At 64.7% G+C, this 17,808-nt stretch carries 10 protein-coding genes; 4 read left to right on the top strand and 6 right to left on the bottom strand.

Features of this window, described 5'->3' with window-relative positions:
- Positions 1-134: 134 nt before the first annotated feature.
- The 3 genes from recD to recC form a co-directional block, all read right to left on the bottom strand.
- On the bottom strand, positions 135-1,970 hold the full coding sequence (gene recD, locus Q8R10_RS15405) for an exodeoxyribonuclease V subunit alpha (RefSeq protein ID WP_305654726.1): 1,836 nt from the start codon (positions 1,968-1,970) through the stop codon (positions 135-137).
- Positions 1,971-2,075: 105 nt separating this feature from the next.
- Positions 2,076-5,693: an exodeoxyribonuclease V subunit beta gene (gene recB / locus Q8R10_RS15400; RefSeq protein ID WP_305654725.1), complete on the bottom strand. Its 3,618-nt coding sequence runs from the start codon at positions 5,691-5,693 to the stop codon at positions 2,076-2,078.
- Positions 5,690-9,049, bottom strand: a complete 3,360-nt coding sequence (gene recC / locus Q8R10_RS15395) for an exodeoxyribonuclease V subunit gamma (protein ID WP_305654724.1) — start codon at positions 9,047-9,049, stop codon at positions 5,690-5,692. The genes recB and recC overlap by 4 nt, the downstream gene beginning before the upstream one ends.
- A gap of 320 nt (positions 9,050-9,369) precedes the next feature.
- Here recC and Q8R10_RS15390 point away from each other — a divergent pair, with 320 nt between their 5' ends.
- Positions 9,370-10,503 (top strand): PilT/PilU family type 4a pilus ATPase, encoded by a 1,134-nt coding sequence (locus Q8R10_RS15390; RefSeq protein WP_305654723.1) that lies wholly within the window; start codon positions 9,370-9,372, stop codon positions 10,501-10,503.
- Positions 10,504-10,523: 20 nt separating this feature from the next.
- Here Q8R10_RS15390 and Q8R10_RS15385 read toward each other — a convergent pair whose 3' ends face one another.
- Both Q8R10_RS15385 and Q8R10_RS15380 read right to left on the bottom strand, forming a co-directional pair.
- A complete protein-coding gene (locus Q8R10_RS15385; RefSeq protein WP_305654722.1) occupies positions 10,524-10,901 on the bottom strand; it encodes a DoxX family protein in 378 nt (125 codons plus the stop codon).
- Positions 10,902-11,128: 227 nt separating this feature from the next.
- The gene (locus tag Q8R10_RS15380) at positions 11,129-12,301 is read right to left on the bottom strand and encodes an MFS transporter (RefSeq protein ID WP_305654721.1); all 1,173 of its coding nucleotides are present in this window, start codon (positions 12,299-12,301) and stop codon (positions 11,129-11,131) included.
- Positions 12,302-12,406: 105 nt separating this feature from the next.
- Here Q8R10_RS15380 and Q8R10_RS15375 point away from each other — a divergent pair, with 105 nt between their 5' ends.
- On the top strand, positions 12,407-13,306 hold the full coding sequence (locus tag Q8R10_RS15375) for a LysR family transcriptional regulator (RefSeq protein ID WP_305654720.1): 900 nt from the start codon (positions 12,407-12,409) through the stop codon (positions 13,304-13,306).
- A gap of 331 nt (positions 13,307-13,637) precedes the next feature.
- On the opposite strand, the gene Q8R10_RS15370 is transcribed toward Q8R10_RS15375, so the two are convergent.
- Positions 13,638-14,078: a MarR family winged helix-turn-helix transcriptional regulator gene (locus Q8R10_RS15370; protein ID WP_305654719.1), complete on the bottom strand. Its 441-nt coding sequence runs from the start codon at positions 14,076-14,078 to the stop codon at positions 13,638-13,640.
- Positions 14,079-14,223: 145 nt separating this feature from the next.
- On the opposite strand from Q8R10_RS15370, the gene Q8R10_RS15365 reads away from it, so the two are divergent.
- Positions 14,224-15,993: an N-acetylglutaminylglutamine amidotransferase gene (locus Q8R10_RS15365; RefSeq protein WP_305654718.1), complete on the top strand. Its 1,770-nt coding sequence runs from the start codon at positions 14,224-14,226 to the stop codon at positions 15,991-15,993.
- Between the two features lie 64 nt (positions 15,994-16,057).
- On the top strand, positions 16,058-17,797 hold the full coding sequence (gene ngg, locus Q8R10_RS15360; protein WP_305654717.1) for an N-acetylglutaminylglutamine synthetase: 1,740 nt from the start codon (positions 16,058-16,060) through the stop codon (positions 17,795-17,797).
- Positions 17,798-17,808: the final 11 nt, after the last annotated feature.

Below are 17,808 nucleotides of genomic sequence, written 5' to 3'. Positions count from 1 at the left end.
ACTGCTGATCAGGCAGTGCCCCACTGCGCCTATAGATGCGTCGGTAGGATGGCGTTGAGCGCCAGCATGGGTATCGCTGCGCTCAACCACATCCTACAAAAGCCATTCGCCACTGCCGCGCGCGATGATCATGGCTAGAACAGCGGCAGTTGCGCGTGACCGGCGCCGCTCTCGGGCGGCGCCGCAGACCCGGCCTGCGTGGCCGGATCGACAGCCAGGCGCTCGGCCAATCCCGCCGCCCGCTCGGCGCGGGTGGCGACCGCCTCGCCGATGCGCGGCGCCAGGGCCCAGATTTCTACTCGCTGTTTGGCTCGGGTGATGCCGGTGTAGAACAGGCTGCGGCTTAGCAGCGGACTGGGAAGCTCGGGCAGCACCAGCAGCACTTCACTGAACTCCGAGCCCTGGCTCTTGTGTACCGTCATGGCGAAGGCGCTGTCGTGGCTGGGCAGCCGGGTGGTGCTGAAGGCGCGATGGCCCTCATCGGTTTCAAACCAGACCCGCAGGCCTTGCGGTGTTTGCAGGCAAATGCCGATATCACCGTTGAACAAGCCTAGGGCGTAGTCGTTGCTCTGCACCATCACCGCCCGCCCGGCATACCAGCGCTCGCGGGCATTGAGCCGCAAGCGCCGCCGGTAACGCGCCTCCAACGCCTCATTCAGGCCGGCCACGCCGTAAGCGCCCTCACGCTGGGCGGTGAGCAAGCGAAATTGATTGAAGGCGGCAAAGGCGGCGCTTGGCTCGCCCTGCTGGGCCGTCGCCAGATAACCCTCGTAACCCTGTTCGATCCGCTCCAGCAAGGCCTGCGGCGTTGGCGCCGCCTGCCAGTGCAGATCGGCGCGGCCTTCCTGCAGCAAACTCAGGGTGCCACGGGCATCGCCGGCGTTGATCCGCCGGGCCAGTTCGCCGATGCCGCTGTCGTTGGCAAAGCGGTGGCTGTGAGTGAGCAAGACCACGGCATCGCCCAGTTTGGAGGTCGGCGACTCGACCGGCACGGTCTGCCCGGTCAGGCGTTGCAAATCGGCCGCAGCAGCAGCGTCGAAACCACGGCCGTCGCAGAGTTCGGCAAACACCGCGCCGGCTTCCACGGCGCACAGCTGGTCTTTGTCGCCGAGCAGAATCAGCCGGCCATTGGCGGGCAGGGCCTCGAGCAATTTGGCCATCATGGCCAGATCGACCATCGAGGCTTCATCGACCACCAGCACGTCCAGCGCCAGCGGGTTGGCCGCAGTGTGACGCACCTGCGGCCGGTCACCGCGACTGCCGAGCAAACGGTGCAGGGTGCTGGCCTGCTCCGGCAACGCGGCTTTGATGCTGTCGCTGACCGGCAGGTTGGCCTTGGCCTGGCGAATCGCCTCGGCCATCCGCGCCGCCGCCTTGCCGGTCGGCGCCGCCAGGCCAATCGCCAAGCGCGCGCTGCTCGGCTGCTCGAGCAGGGCCGCCAACAGCCGTACCACGGTGGTGGTTTTGCCGGTGCCGGGGCCGCCGGAAATCACCGCCACCCGTTTGCGCACCGCTTGCGCGGCGGCCAGCCGTTGCCAGTCGGGTTGTTGCAGGTTGCTGGCAAATAAGCGATTCAAGCTATCGCTCAACTGCGCCTCGTCCACCGCCGGCAGGTCGGCTGCGCGACTGAGCAACTGCGCCGCCAACTGCGCCTCGTAAGCTTGATAACGGGCCAGGTACAGGCGCTCGCCTTCGAGAATCAGCGGCGCAAAGTCACCCGGCGCGCCGACCAGTGTTGAGCCGCTCAATTCGGCGCGCCACTGCGCCAGCGGCGGCAGTGCATAGCCTTCACCCCACGGCCGCTGCCCGGCCCAGCGCGCCAGCAACAGGCAGACGTCGCCATTATTGAGCACCTGACAGCACAGGGCGGCGGCGGCCAATACGCTTTCGCTGGCGCTCGGGTCGAGGCGTTGCAGGCTGTCGAGTAAGGCGCGTTCCAGTGGTGCCAGGGGCAGATGGCTAAGACTCATGGACAGCTCTCGTAGGTTGGGTTGAGCACAGCGATACCCAACAAGGGCACGTTGTCTTATCGATGGGTATCGCGGGCTCAACCCATCCTACGGGCCAATAAACCATCACAGGCCCTCCGCAAACAGCTGATCCAGAGCATCCAGCAAGGCATCACTGGGCCGCGCAAAGTACACCCCGGCCTGCGGCATGCCGCGCAGGAACAGGTAATAGGCGCCGCCTAGTTGGTCGTCGGCAAAATCACTCAAGCGCTGGCGCAGGAAGCGTCGCAAGGCCACCAGGTAGATCAGGTATTGCAGGTAGTAATGTTCTCCGGCCAGGGCTTGCAGCAGGCGTTCGCCGCCGTAATAACTGGCGTCCGGGCCGAGCCAGTTGGACTTGTAGTCGAGGATGTACCAGCGGCCGTCGTGTTCGAACGTCAGGTCGATAAAGCCTTTCAGATAGCCCTTGAGGTTGTCGAATTCCAGCCGAGTGGCGGCCTCGCGCAGCGGTTCGGCCAAGCCGTGGGCCGGGTCGCTGAGGATGGCCCGCAAACGCTGCACCTGCAGCTCGCCAACCGGGAAGGTGAAGCCCAGCTCCGGCAAACGCCGGGCCGGTTTCAGCGCGGCCAGGCTCAGGCCGGCACCATCCAGGTCGCTGTCCAACACCAGCTGTAGCTGGCTCAGCGCGATGTCGGCCCAGAGCGTGGCATCGATGCCATGGGCGGTCAGCGCCGGAGCGACCAGGGTCGCCAGCGAGCCCTTGCCGCGGGCCCAGTCTTCGAGAATGGCGTGCAGGCAGGTACCGGCCCGCGCCCCGCGGGGGAAGCCGAAAAAGCCGCTGCCCGGCTCGCTGGCATCCGGCATTTGCAGGCCATCGCGATCCGCCGTTTCCATATGCATGCCTGCAGCTAATCCTGAAAAGCTGCCGACCCGCCAACTACTGGAGAGGCTGCGATTGAATTTTTGCAGCGCCGCCGGGGGCTGCGCCCGTTGCTCGCCGCCGGCGCTGGCTTCGCTCAATAGCAGCGGTTGGCGGGCGATCAGGCCCTGGCTGGCGGCCACCAACTGATCCAGCTCGGCGGCCAGGGCGGTGCCGGGCTGTTCACTCAAGTAAGCGCCCAGTTCCCTTAGGGCATCGACCCCGGCCAGTTCGCGGCCGTGCAGCAGCCAGGCCAGGGCGCTGCTGTGCAGGCCCTCATCCGGCAGTTCGCCGCTTTTCTGATTGGGTTTGGGCACCGCCACCGGCCCCCAGTGCAACCACAGCCGGTCACGGGCGCGGGTCAGGGCCACGTAGGTGAGCCGCAGTTTCTCGGCGAACATCTCGCGGCGCGCCCGCTGCAGATTTTGCTCGAGCTGCGCGCTGCCCAAGTCGAGCAGCGGCTGACCGTCTTCGGCGTGGCAACGGGCGCTGTCGGTGAACTTGCCCAGCAGCTTGCCGTTCCACAAAAACGGGCAAAACACCAAGGGATACTCCAGGCCTTTGCTGGTGTGGATGGTGACGATTTGCACCCGTTCGGCATCGCTCTCCAGGCGCAGCACCGCGTCCTCACCGGCGCCCTCACTGCCGCGCTGGGCGTTAAACCAGCTGAGCAGCGCCTCCAACCCCGGCCGTTGCAGGCTCTCGGTTTGCAGCAGTTCGGCCAGGTGCAGCAGATTGGTCAAACGGCGCTCGCCATCGAGGCTGGCCAACAGGGTTTCGGCGACCCGTTCCTTGTCCAGCCAGAGCCGGAAGGCGCGCATAAAGCCGTGCTGTTGCCAGAGCTGGTGATAGGTTTCGGCCTTGTCGCGCTCGCTGTCCCAGCAAGCCACATCGTCCAGGCAACGGGCCAGGTAGGCACCATCGTGACCGAGCAAGCGGGTGGCCAGGGCGTAGCGCAACACGCCCTCGCGGCCAGGCTCACTGTAGGCGGCCAACACCGCCGCCAGCTCGCCGGCCTCCGCGCTGGCCCACACGCTGTCACGCCCACGGCGCACGCTGGGCACACCGCGCACCGCCAGTTCGCTGGCGATGCTGGCGGCCTCGCGGTGGCTGGCGACCAGCACGGCAATGTCGCCACCTTTCAGCGGCGTGCGCTTACCTTCGTCGGCAAAATACGCAGTGCCTTGAGCGCTGGCGGCCAGCAGTGTGGCAATCCGCTGGGCGCAATCGACCGTCACCAGTTGGTCGGCGCGGCCCTTGCTCAAGGGCTCATCACCGAGCCAGACCAAGCTCAACGGCGCGCCGTCGGCCTCTTGCAGATTGGGCAGCACCAGTTGCGCTCGTGACTTGGCGCCGGCACTCACCGGCGGATAGTCCAGGCCGTCTTCGGCGAAAGGCTGCGGGCGGTCGAACAACAGGTTCAACGCACCGATCAGTTCGGGAGTGGAGCGGTAGTTGAACGGCAGGTTGTAGCGGCGTTCGGCGGCGCCACGGGCTTGCTTGTAGGTGTTGAGGTCGGCGCCGCGAAAGCCATAGATGGCCTGCTTGGGGTCGCCCACAAAACATAAATCTCCGGAGCTACTGCGCGACTCATTGGTGGCGTCAGTTTCCGAAGTTGCGGCGCCATCTTCCAGAGCATCTGGGCGCGGATAAATATGATCGAAAATCTGGTACTGCACCGGGTCGGTGTCCTGGAACTCGTCGATCAACGCCAGCGGGTAACGGTTGCGCAAAGTGGCGGCCAGGTCGACGCCGACCAGGCCGTGCAGGGCTTCGTTGAGGCGATTGAGCAAGTCATCGAAGGCCAACAAACGTTGCGCCGCCTTGCGCGCCGGCAGTTCGCTATTCAGTTGATCGAGCAGCCGCACTTGCAGGGCGATCAGCCGCTCGGCGCCCTCGGGCAGGGCCAGTTCCAGCGCCGCGCTTAAGCTATCCAAGGCCTCGGCGATGGCATGCGTGGGCGCTTCCTGGCCTTTTTTAGTGGCTTTCAGCAGCGCTGCACTGCCGAATTTTGCCAAGGCATCCGGCGCCTCGAACAGCGCCGCCGGGTCGGCGAAGTAGCTGTCCAGCTCAGCCGCCCACTGGGCAAATTTAACCGTTTTGTGGGTGCTCTGACTGAGGCCGCCATGGGCCAGCAGCAGCTCGATAAAACCCTGGCCACCGGCGCGCCACAGCTGCGCCGCCGGCTGCCATAAAGCACTGGCGGCGCTCAGCTGCAGATCACTGACCGCGCCGCGCGGCTCGATGCGCAGATAGGGTTTGCCCAGGTGATTGCGCAAGCGCTGGCGCAACCAGGCCGGGGTGATTTTCTGTTTGACCAGGTAACAGGCCCAGGCCGGATCGGCCGCCGCCAACTCATGGCGCCAGGCATCGCTGAGCAGGGCGTCGAGCACCTCGCGGTCGTCCTGGGTCAGCTCGCTGTCAAAGTCGCCACCGGCCTCGAAAGTCGCGTCTTGCAGGGCGCGCTGGCAAAAGCCGTGGATGGTGAAAATCGCCGCCTCATCGAAGCCGTGCACCGCCAGCAACAGCCGGCGTTTGGCTGCGTCGCCGGGGTGGCGCTGGTGCAGTTCAGTGAGGAATTGGTCGGCGCTCGGCGTGCCCTCATAGACCGCCAGCAATTCGGCCAAGCGCGAACGAATGCGCTCGCGCAATTCGGCGGTGGCGGCGGTGGTGTAGGTGACCACCAGAATCTGGCTGACATTGAGTTGTTGCTCCAGCAACAGCCGCGCATACAGGGCGGTCAGGGTCCAGGTCTTGCCGGTGCCGGCACTGGCTTCGATCAGTGAGCGACCGCGAAAGGAGGAGCTTTGCAGGTCAAAACTCATGCGTCTTCCTCATCATCAGCCGCCAGGGCTTGTAGCGCCGGGCCTAACAGCTGTTCGGCCAGCGCCTCGAAGCGCTCATCCAGCGGCTCACGGTCGCGGAAAGCCAGGGCGTACCAGGGGTCGTCGGCTTCAGCCGGGAAGTTGCTGAACTCGCTACCCAGCCAGGCGAAGCGGGCTTTTTCCCGGGCGGCTTCCAGTGGGTCTTTTTTGCTGGCTTTACTCGGCATGCAGAGCGCTGTGGCGAAGGCCAGGCTGCTGCGCGGGATAAACGCCAGTGGCGTGCACAGCGCTTGCCGATAGGCCGTCAGCCAGGGTTCGAGCAGCTCGGCGGCGTTCTCCAGCGGGCCCAGTTGCCAGTCGCCATTCGGGGTCAGCAGCTGGCTGTGGCGGGCGATGCCGGCGCCGGCACTGAGGTTGAGCAGTAGGTGGCGCAGCCAGAAACTGGGTAAATCCCAGGCGCCGGGGGCGATCAAGCGCCAGTCGAACAGCCCGCAGTCGGTGACGCCGTCCAGCCAACCGAGCACCCGCACGCCGCCCAGCTCGATGTCGACGTGCAAGGGCTGTGGGGTTTGCGTCGGGCGGGCGGCAAACAGCTTGGGCGCAAAGGCCAACAAAGGCCCGCGCACCTGGCCCCAGAGGGCCAGGCCGACTTCGCCCACCGGCAACCAGCCGGCAGCGCGGGCGATGCGCCGTTCGGTCTGCTCGCCCCAGCCGTGCTCCGCCGCGTGCAGGGCCAATTGACGCAAACCACGGCGGGCCGAGCCTTCCAGGGCGAAGGGTTCATCGGCGGCGATGGCCTGCTCGGCCTCGGCGATGCGCACCCCCAGGCGCTGCTCCAGCAGAAAACGCGCCGGGTGTTTGAAGCACTTGAGCAGCTGCCCCGGCTCGATGCACAGGGCGGCGCTGTCCGGTGCCGGCAGCGTGCCGATAAAGGCCGCCGGGCTTAGCTCTGGCGGGACGGCCAGGCGCTGGGCTGCGCGAAACCATTGGTTGGCATAGCTTTGCAGGGCGCCCGTGGCGGCAAAGTTGCCGGCAGCGAAAGGCTGCAGCGGGTGTTCGATGCAGATGCGCTGGCTGACTTTGCCGGTTGCAGGCTCTTGTAGGAGGGGCTTTAGCCGCGACGCTTCGCTGTCTGCGGGGTCGCGGCTAAAGCCCCTCCTACGGTCATCGGCCGTGAGTACGGAAGTTTGATCCACCGTCTCCAACAGCTCGCTGAGCAACGCCGAGGGCGGCAGCTCGGCGTTGTCGCGCGGGTCGCGGCCGACGTAGCTGAGGTACAGGCCTTCGCGGGCCGACAGCAGGGTTTCCAGCAGCAGATAACGGTCGTCTAGGCGCCGGGCGCGGTCGCCGCGTCTTGGCTGTTGGCTGATTAAATCGAAGCCCACCGCCGGACTGCGGCGTGGCAGCGCGCCATCGTCCAGACCGAGCAGGCAAACCTGCTTAAACGGCAGGCTGCGCATCGGCACCATGGTGCAGAAGGTCACGGCGCCGGTGAGAAACCCGCTGGCGCCGCTGCCTTGCTCCAGCGCACTGGTCAGTTGTTGGTGGATCAGCGCCAGCTCCAGCGGCCGCTCGATGCCGGCCGCCAGCCCTTGTTCGCGCAGGGCCGCACAGGCTTTGGTGAGCAGTAGCAGGGTGTCGCCGGCCTCGCGCTCATCGAACAGACCGTCCAACAAGGCTTGCAGGCTGTCGGCCCAATCGCCAAGGGAACGCGGTCGTTGCAGCGCCTGGGCCAAGTCCGCCAGGCGCTGAACGAAGCCGACCAAACGGCCGAGCAATTGCCCACGCGCACCTTCGATGGCGTCCAGCGGCCAGCTGTCGCCCAGCAAGGGCGCGGCGTTGCCGGCCAGCTGCGGTGGCGCGACAAAGCCCAGCAGCAAGCGGTCCAGCCCCTGGCGCCAGGTAAAGTCGGCCGCCGCCGGCAAGCCCAGCTGCTCGCGCTGCTCGGCATCGCGGCCCCAGCGCACGCCGGCCGCGCGCAACCAATCGCGCAGCAACGGCAAGTCTTCGGCGTCGATGCCGGCCTGACTGGCGATTGCCGGCTGGGCCAACCAGCCGAGCACTTCTTCGGCACTGAAGCGGCTGGCGGGCAAGCCGAGCAGACCGAGAAAAGCCTCCAACAACGGCAGTTCGCTGCGCTGATTGCGGTCGGCCAGGCTGAAAGGAATCCGTGGCACGCCGTCACGCGGCGCAAACACTGCTTCGATATAGGGTGCATAGCGCTCGATATCCGGGGTCAGCACCACCACCTGATCGGGCGTTAATTGCGGGTTGGCGGCAAAGCGCGCGAGCAGCTGGTCATGCAGAATTTCCACCTCGCGCAACGGCGAGTGGGCGCAGTGCACCTCCAGCGAGCGGTCGTCGTCGCGCAGCACTAAACGCTCCTCTGGCAGCCGAGTGCGCAGGCGTAGAATGTCGTTTTGCAGGGCCCGCAGCAGGCTGCTGTCCTGCAGCTCGGCGTCGGTGGGGTAGATGCCGAAGTCTTGCCCGCCTTCGCTGGCGGTCAGGGAAAACAGGCTGTCGAAAAAGTCTCGGCCTTGTTTGCCCAAGCTGGCCAGCAAGGGATGGCCGACATCCAGATACCACTCATCCGGGCTGAGTTCCGGCTGGCGGGCCAACTCACGGATGTCGCGAATATCGCCCCAGACTTCACGACACGGATTGAGGGCGAAGATGATCACCTCGCAGTGTTTGGCCAGCCCGTCGAGCACCCGCAGATGGTGAGTCGGTAGGCTGCTGATGCCAAACACCAGCACCCGCTCGGGCAATCCGGCGATGACCGTGGCGCTATGCAAACGCTGCAGCAAGTCATCCAGCAAACGCGCCCGGTGCGGGTGACCGTCGCGGGTCAGCTCACACCAGAGCAGCGCCTGCCAGCCTTCGTCCAGGCCCAGGCCGAGCAGCTCGCCGCGCTCCCAGGCCCCCAGCCAGTCGTCGCGATACAACAGGTATTGGTCGAACACATCGGCAATTTTCGCCGCCAAGGACAGCCGCCGCCGCTCATCGCCACCCTGCAGATAATGCTCCAGGCGCGGCGCCTGGGCGCAGTTGGCCGGCGTGCAAAGCCAGTCGTACAGCCGCCAGGTCAGGCTGCTGGGGCTGAACGCCGACTGTTCCGGCAACTGGCCGAGCACCAGCCGCGACAGGTCCCAGACGAACTTGGCCGGCAGCTGCACCTCCAGCTGCATGGCGATGCCCTCGCGGCGCGCCAGTTGCAGGGTCAGCCAACGACCGATGCCTTGACTGGGCACCACCACCAAGGCCGGCGCCAACGGCTCCCGCAGTGGCTGGGCGAGCAGCGTGCAAGCCAGCTCGCCAAGGGTTTCCAGATCGGGGGCGTGATAGAGGCTGAGCATGGGCGTCCGTTCGGGGCGGGGAGTGAAAAAATCGACAGCTGGTTGCCCGGGATCATAACGCGAAGGCCGGCGCCAACTAGCAGCCTGTCGGGCTTAGGCGTCCGTAGCGAGGGAAAGATCGGCTTGAGGCAGTTTTTGCGCTCTTTTGAGGCGAATAGTCATTCTATTCAACGAGAAAGAGCACAAAAAATGACCAAGTCCGGCTTTTCCGCAGTAGGACAGACCTAAGTCCGGCAGGCTGCTAGGGTTAAAGCTTAAGCGTGGCATGCGACCAAGGGTGTCGCTGGCAGCAGCGTATTCTAGCCAACTCGGGAGCGAGCATGTACGAACAACCCACTGCGGCCGCCGGGCCGGACGTTTATCCGTTGCTGCAACAGCTGTATGAACTCGGCGGTTCGGATATGTTTTTCAGCGTCGGCAGCCCGGCGCAAGTCAAGATTGAGGGCCACACCCAGCCGCTCGATACGCCAGCGCTGGCGCCCGGCGCGGTGCGGCATATGGCCTATCAGTTGATGAGTGCCAAACAGGCCGCCGAGTTTGAACTGGAGCTAGAGATGAACCTGGCGGTGAGCGTCGAAAACGGCGGGCGCTTTCGTATCAACGTTTATTACCAGCGCGGTGACGTGTCGATGGTCGCCCGCCTGATCAAGCGCGAAGTGCCGTCCATCAGCGCCCTCGGGTTGCCGCCACAACTGGAGAAGTTGGCGTTGCTTGATCGCGGCTTGATCCTGGTGATTGGCGCCGCCGGCGCGGGTAAATCAACCACCCTGGCGGCCATGCTCGACTACCGCAATCGGCACCGCGACGGGCATATCCTCTGCATCGAAGACCCGATTGAGTTTATCCATCAGCACCAGCGTTCGATCATCGAGCAGCGCGAAGTGGGCCTGGACACCCACAGTTTTGCCGCCGCCTTGCGCAACGTACTGCGCGAGGCGCCCGACGTGATCATGCTCGGTGAAATCCGCGACCTCGACGGCATGCAGCATGCCCTGCACTATGCCGAAACCGGTCATCTGTGCATCGCCACCCTGCATGCCACCAGCACCACCCATGCCCTGGAGCGGATCGTGCGGTTCTTCCCGGAAGAGGCGCGCCTGCAGGTGCTGGCCGACCTGGGGCAAAACCTGGCGGCCATGATTGGCCAACGGCTGGTGCCGGGAGTGGCGCAAAAACGCGTGGCCGCGGTGGAGCTGCTGCTGACCAGCGCGCATATCCGCGATCTGATCCAGCGCGGCCTGTTCGATGAACTGCGCGAGGCCATCGGCCACGGCGCCGAGCAGGGCTTGCAAACCTTCGACCAGCACCTGTTAAGCCTCTATCAAAGCGGCCGAATCAGCCTCGAAGAAGCCATCCACCATGCCGAATCGCGCACTGATCTAACCCTGAAGATCCGCCTCAACCAGGCCAGCAGCGGGATTGATCCACAGCTCAATGCGCTGCGCGACGGCTAGCGACGGCACATCGAAGGCGCTTAATGGCCGCGCTTTGCATCGAGGCTGTAGGCCCCCGCGCCCTGCACGTAGAGCAGCAGGAAACCGCCGGCCAAGGCGAGGTTTTTCATCAGCATGATCATCTGCATCTGATCATCAGGTTTAAGGTGGAAGATCAGCGCCGCCGCCACACAAAAGCCGGCCAGTGCCAATGCCGCCCAACGGGTCATAAAGCCGAGGATCAACGCCAGACTGCCGCCGACCTCCAGCAGTATCACCAGCGGCAGCAGCGCTCCGGGCACGCCCATACTTTCCATGTAGCCTTGGGTAGCGGCATAGCCGCTGATCTTGCTCAAACCGGCGAGCAGGAAAATATGCGCCAGCAGCAGCCGTGCGAGCAAAACGATTGCATTGTTCATAGAACCTCCAGTTGCAAGAAACCGCGTTATCCAGCCGCCACCAATAATGTCAACGCGCTGCCAGGCAGGCGTGCCGGATGGTTCGTTTGACCTTAGCAACGCAGTAGCGCCGGCGCCACTGACCGGGGCGCCACCGCGTAAAGAGGACAGCAGTTATCAGCAACGGCTCAACGCCCCCCGGCAAATACCGCCGCCGCCAGGCGCACCAGACGGCTGACTAAAACACCTCAGGCCAGCGCCAGCTGACGGCGATCGAGGTGGCCGCTCCAACGGGTCATCGCCAAGGCACCGAGCACCACCAACGCACCAATCCACGGCGTATTCATCAGCCCCAAATGCTCCACCACCAGGCCGCCGGCCCAGGCGCCACCAGCGATGCCGAGGTTGAATGCAGCGATGTTCAGCCCTGCGGCCACCTCCACCGCATCCGGGGTGTAGCGCTCGGCCTGCTGCACCACATAGACCTGCAAACCCGGCACATTACCGAACGCCACCGCGCCCCACGCCAACATCGTCAACGCCGCCAGCCAAGGGTTGGCTGCCGTGAAAGTGAAGATAAACAGCACCAGCGCGAGCAAGGCGAAGATGATCTGCAACGCGCGAATCGGCCCCAATCGATCCGCCAAGCGGCCGCCCCAAATATTGCCCGCCGCCACCGACACACCGTAGATCAGCAACAACAGACTGACCGCAGCCGGGCTGAAACCTGAGACATCGGTGAGGATCGGGGCGAGAAAGGTAAACGCCAGAAACGTGCCGCCATAACCCAGCGCAGTCTTCGCATAGACCATCAGCAAGCGTGGCTCGCCGAGCACAGCAAACTGCCGTAGCAACGATGCCGGCGGGTTATGGGCAATGCCTTTGGGGATGAGCAATAGGCTGGCAAACCAGGCCAGCACACCCAACGCCGACACCGCGAGAAAGGTTGCACGCCAGCCGAAGTGCTGACCAATCAGCGTGCCCAACGGCACCCCGGTGACCAGCGCCACGGTCAAGCCGGTGAACATCAGGGCAATCGCGCCGGCGGCTTTGTCCTTGCTCACCAGGCTGGTAGCGATGGTGGTGCCGATGGCGAAGAACACACCGTGGGCCAGACCGGTAAGCACCCGAGCGACCATCAGCGAGCCGTAGTCCGGCGCCAGCCAGGCCAGCAGGTTGCCGCCAGTGAACAGCGCCATCAGGCCGAGCAGCAAGGCTTTGCGCGGCACTCGGCCGGTCAGGGCGGTAAGCAGCGGCGCACCGATTGCCACGCCAAGGGCGTAGAGGCTGACCAGCAGACCGGCGGAGGGCAGGCTGACGCCGAGGTCGGCGGCGATGGTAGGGATCAGGCCAACGATCACGAACTCGGTCGTGCCGATGGCAAAGGCACTGATGGTCAGCGCCCAAAGGGCAAGTGGCATGGCGCAGCTCCAGAAAAGGGATAACGGGATGCGGCGCAGTATCGGCAGACAGCCTTTTGCGAAAAAGACAGATAAACTCAAATCAATCTTGCTTGAGGCGCAAATATGAAAGCCAATTCCGATGAGCTTCTGGTGTTTGTCAGCGTGGTCGAGTGCGGTTCCATCAGCGCCGCCGCTGTGCAGCTGGGCACCGCCACTTCGGCGGTTAGCCGCACCCTGAGCAAACTGGAGGCGCGCTTTCAGACCACCCTGATCAACCGCACCACCCGGCGCATGGAGCTGAGCGAGGAAGGCCGGCTGTTTCTCGGCCGCGCCCGGCGGGTGCTACACGAACTGGAGCAACTGGAAGAAGACCTGGCCCTGCGCCGTTCCAGCCCCAGCGGACGCCTGCGGATCGACGCCGCCACGCCCTTTATGCTGCACGTGATCCTGCCGCACATTAGCGAATTTCGCAGGTTCTACCCGCAAATCCAGCTGGAGCTGAACAGTAACGAGCAATTTATCGACCTGCTGGAACGGCGCACCGACGTGGCCATTCGTATCGGCACCCTCAACGATTCGACCCTGCACGCCCGCGCCCTGGGTTTCGGTCAGCAGCACCTGGTGGCCAGCCCGGCGTATCTGGCCCAATACGGCATTCCGCAGAGTGCCGCCGAGCTGGCGCAACACAGCCTGCTGGGTTTTACCCAACCTTCGGTGCTCAATCACTGGCCGCTAAAACATGCTGAAGGTGATCGCCTGGCGATCCAGCCGAGCGTGGCTGCCTCCAGCGGCGAGACCCTGCGCCAGCTGGCCATCGATGGTCAGGGCATTGCCTGCCTGACGGGCTTTCTGGTCGGCCCGGACCTAGCCGCCGGCCGCCTGCAAGCCATGCTCGCCGACAGCCTGAGCAACGCCCGCCTGCCGATCCACGCGGTGTACTACCGCAACAGCGAACTGGCCTTGCGCATTCGCTGCTTTCTCGACTTTATCGAAGCGCGCCTGAGCGAAATCCCGGCGCTGTGAGCCACGCCTCGGGCTCGTGGGTTAGCGGCGCCACGCAGGCTCACACGTCTACTCGCAGTCAGGGCACCGCGTAACCCACCGAGCGGTTTCAGACCCTTTGCATAATTAGCGCGGCATAGGCCCTGTGTTGGGTTACGCGGCGGCTTAAACCGTAGCGCTGCTTAGGTCGCGCCATGTGCCGCTAACCCAACCTACCAATGCCCGGCCTCAGGAAATTAACAACTTGGCGGGGCTCAACACGTAACTGGGGCATGGCTGCAAACAAGGCATTACCGGCGCGCCTAGGCGCTATTTAGCCGCCCTAAAGCTGCCGCTCAAATGGCGGAAAGTATTACTCCAACTCACCACACAACTCGGCGGTGCGCAGCAGCGCGGCGGTCAGGCTGTGTTGTTCCCATTCCGGCAAGCTGGCAAAGGCGGCGCGCAAGGTCGGCGGCAGCAATGGCGGGGCCTGGGCCAGCAGGTTGCGGCCGGCATCGCTGAGCAGTAACCACTGGCGGCGACGGTCTTGGTCATCGCGTTGGCGCATCAGTAAACCGGCCTCTTCCATGCGCTCCAGCAAACCCGAGAGGGTCGCCGCGCTGAGACTGACCCGCCGGCTCAAGGCGCTGGCGGTGAGCTGCGACTCATTGGCCAAGACCCGCAGAATCAACAGCTGAATCGGCGTCAGGCCGCCGAAGCGGGCCAGGCGTTTGGCGTGCACTTCGCCGGCTTGCTGCAGGCGCCGCAGGGCACTGAACAGCCCCGTCTCAAAGCCACTGATATCGATCATTTAATTTCACCTGTAACTAATTAGTCTCTATTTATCCCATTTAATCAGAAACTTAACTTTGAACTAAAAGTAATTATTCGCTTCTAGATAAACAGCACGCAATCACTTAAATCCTCCCCAACGGCCCAACCGGCAAGGACAGTCTATGTGTGGCATCGCTGGAGAATTACGTTTCGATGAACAACCGGCCGACCTGGCCGCCGTCGCCCGCATCACCGAGCATCTGGCCCCCCGCGGCCCCGATGCCCAGGGTGTGCACAGCCAAGGCCCGTTGGCTTTCGGCCATCGCCGACTGAAAATCATGGACCTGGCCGAGGCCTCGGGCCAGCCGATGGTCGACAGCCAGCTCGGCCTGTCCCTGGTGTTCAACGGCTCGATTTATAACTACCCGGAGCTGCGCGTCGAACTGCAAGCCCTGGGTTATCAGTTTTTCTCCAATGGCGACACCGAAGTGCTGCTCAAGGGCTATCACGCCTGGGGCGCAGAGCTGCTACCAAAGCTCAATGGCATGTTCGCCTTCGCCATTTGGGAGCGCGACAGCCAGCAGTTGTTTCTGGCCCGTGATCGCCTTGGCATCAAGCCGCTGTACCTGTCGCGCACCGCGCGGCGCCTGCGTTTTGCCTCGACCTTGCCGGCTTTGCTGCAGGGTGGCGGGATCAGCAAAACCCTCGACCCGGTGGCGCTCAATTACTACCTCAACTTCCATTCCGTAGTGCCGGCGCCACGGACCATTCTCGCCGGGATTGAAAAACTCCTGCCCGGCAGCTGGATGCGCATCGATGCGCAGGGCAACTGTGAGCAGCAGACCTGGTGGCAGCTGCAGTACGGCCCCGAGCGCGATGAAATTGACCTGGACCTGCCGCAGTGGAGCGAACGCCTGCTCGATGAAATGCGCGGCGCAGTATCGATCCGCCAACGGGCGGCGGTGGATGTGGGAGTGCTGCTCTCCGGCGGCGTCGACTCCAGCTTGCTGGTCGGTTTGCTGGCCGAGGCCGGGGAGAAAAACCTGGCGACCTTCTCGATTGGTTTTCAGGATGCCGGTGGCGAACGCGGCGACGAGTTTCACTACTCGGACCTGATCGCCAAGCGCTTCAATACCCAGCACCATCAGTTGCGCATCGGCGAGCAGGAAATCATCCAGCAACTGCCGGCGGCGTTTCGCGCCATGAGCGAGCCGATGGTCAGCCACGACTGCATTGCCTTCTACTTGCTGTCGCGCGAAGTGGCCAAGCATTGCAAGGTGGTGCAGAGCGGCCAGGGCGCTGACGAGCTGTTTGCCGGTTACCACTGGTACCCGCAGGTGGATGGCGCCAGCGATCCCTATGCCGCTTATCGCGCGGCGTTTTTCGACCGCGAACATGCCGAATACCTGGCCACGGTGCAGCCGCAGTGGGAGGGTGAAGACTTCGCCGGCGAGTTCGTCCGCGAACATTTCGCCAGGCCCGGAGCGGCCGCGCCGGTGGATCGCGCCCTGCGTTTGGACAGCACGGTGATGCTGGTCGATGACCCGGTCAAGCGGGTCGACAACATGACCATGGCCTGGGGTCTGGAGGCGCGTACGCCGTTCCTCGACTACCGGTTGGTGGAGCTGTCGGCACGGATTCCGGCGCGTTTCAAACTGCCCAACGGCGGCAAGCACGTGCTCAAGGAAGCCGCCCGCAAGCTAATCCCGGCAGAAGTAATCGACCGGCCCAAAGGCTACTTCCCGGTGCCCGGCCTCAAGCATCTGGAGGGCGCGACCCTGGCCTGGGTCAGCGAACTGCTGCTCGACCCCAGCCAGGACCGTGGCCTGTTCAACCCGGTGATGCTCGACCGGTTGCTCAGCGACCCGCAAGGGCAACTCACCCCGTTACGCGGCTCCAAGCTCTGGCAATTGGCGGCGCTCAACCTGTGGCTCAGCGAACAAGGTATCTAGCCACCCGCACCGCACCGCACCGCCCCAGCCCATCGCGCTGCACCACCACTTCGGGACTACTGCCATGCGAACCATCGCCCTCAACCAGCGCCTTGTGCGCGGCCAGTCACCCTCCTACCAACGCCTGCAAGCGCAGCTGGCGGAAGGTGGCGTCGCGCTGTGCAGCCAGCCGCGCAGCATTCACTGTGGTTGGGGGCGCCTGCTGATTGGCCATACCTACCCGGATGCCGCGGCGCTGACCGCCGACTTGCTGGCCGAGCAACCGGGCCAGCGCGATATCGCCCTGTATGTGGCCGCGCCGCAACTGGTGCTGGCGCAAGCCCCGCAACAACTGTTTCTCGACCCCTGCGACACCCTGCGCCTGTGGTTTACCGATTACCGCCCGGCCCATCACACCCATCGCGGGTTTAATATTCGCCGGGTGCAGAACGCCGCCGACTGGGCGGCGGTCAACCGCCTGTACCTGCAGCGCGGCATGTTGCCGGTGAGCGTCGAGCAACTGACCCCGCTCGAGCACGGCGGCCCCAGCTACTGGCTGGCCGAAGATGACACCAGCGGCGCGGTGATCGGCAGCATCATGGGCCTCAATCACGTCAAAGCCTTCAATGACCCCGAAGCCGGCAGCAGCCTCTGGTGCCTGGCGGTTGACCCGCACTGCCCGCGCCCCGGCGTCGGTGAAGTGCTGGTGCGCCACCTGATCGAGCACTACCTCAGCCGCACCCTCAACTACCTCGACCTGTCGGTGCTGCACGACAACCTGCAGGCCCGCGCCCTGTACACCAAGCTGGGCTTTCGCGACCTGCAAACCTTCACCCTCAAACGCAAAAACGGCATCAACCAGGCGCTGTTTCTCGGCCCTGGCCCCGAAGCCGAGCTTAACCCCTATGCCCGCATCATCGTCGACGAAGCCCATAGGCGCGGCATTGAAGTGCAGGTCGACGACGCCGCAGCCGGGCTCTTCACCCTGACCCAGGGCGGGCGGCGGATTCGTTGCCGCGAGTCGCTGTCCGACCTCACCAGCGCCGTCAGCATGACCCTCTGCCAAGACAAACGCCTGACCCACCGTGCCTTCGCCCGCGCCGGTTTACAGCAGCCGGCGCAATGCCTGGCCGCCGATGCCGAAAGCAACGGCGCGTTTCTGGCCGAGCATGGCCGCCTGGTGGTCAAGCCGGTGGACGGTGAGCAAGGGCAGGGCGTGGCGGTGGATTTAACCAGCCTGGCCGAGGTGACGGCGGCGATTGAACGGGCCCACGCCTTCGACAGTCGCGTGCTGCTGGAAAGCTTCCATGCCGGCCTTGACCTGCGCGTGTTGGTGATCGGCTTTGCGGTGGTCGCCGCCGCCATCCGCCGACCGGCCGAAGTGATCGGTGATGGGCGCAACAGCATCCAGACCTTGATTGCCGGGCAAAGCCGCCGTCGCCAAGCGGCCACCGGCGGCGAGAGCCAGATCCCGCTGGACGCCGAAACCCTGCGCACCCTCAACGCCGCCGGCTACGACTACCAGAGCGTGCTGCCCGCCGGTGAGCGCCTGGCGGTGCGCAAAACCGCCAATCTGCACACCGGCGGCACCCTGCAGGATGTCACCGCGATCCTCCATCCGCAGCTGCGCGAGGCGGCCATCAGCGCCGCCCGGGCGCTGGACATGCCGATGGTCGGCCTCGACCTGCTGGTGCAGGCCGCCGACCAACCCGAGCATGTGTTTATCGAAGCCAATGAGCGCGCCGGGTTGGCCAACCACCAGCCGCAGCCGGTCGCCGAACGCTTTCTCGACCTGTTATTTCCACTGAGTCAGGCACTCGGCTAAGCCCCCGTGCC

This window comes from Pseudomonas sp., from assembly GCF_030698175.1.
Lineage (GTDB): Bacteria > Pseudomonadota > Gammaproteobacteria > Pseudomonadales > Pseudomonadaceae > Aquipseudomonas.
This window is presented reverse-complemented; position numbering and strand designations above follow the sequence as displayed.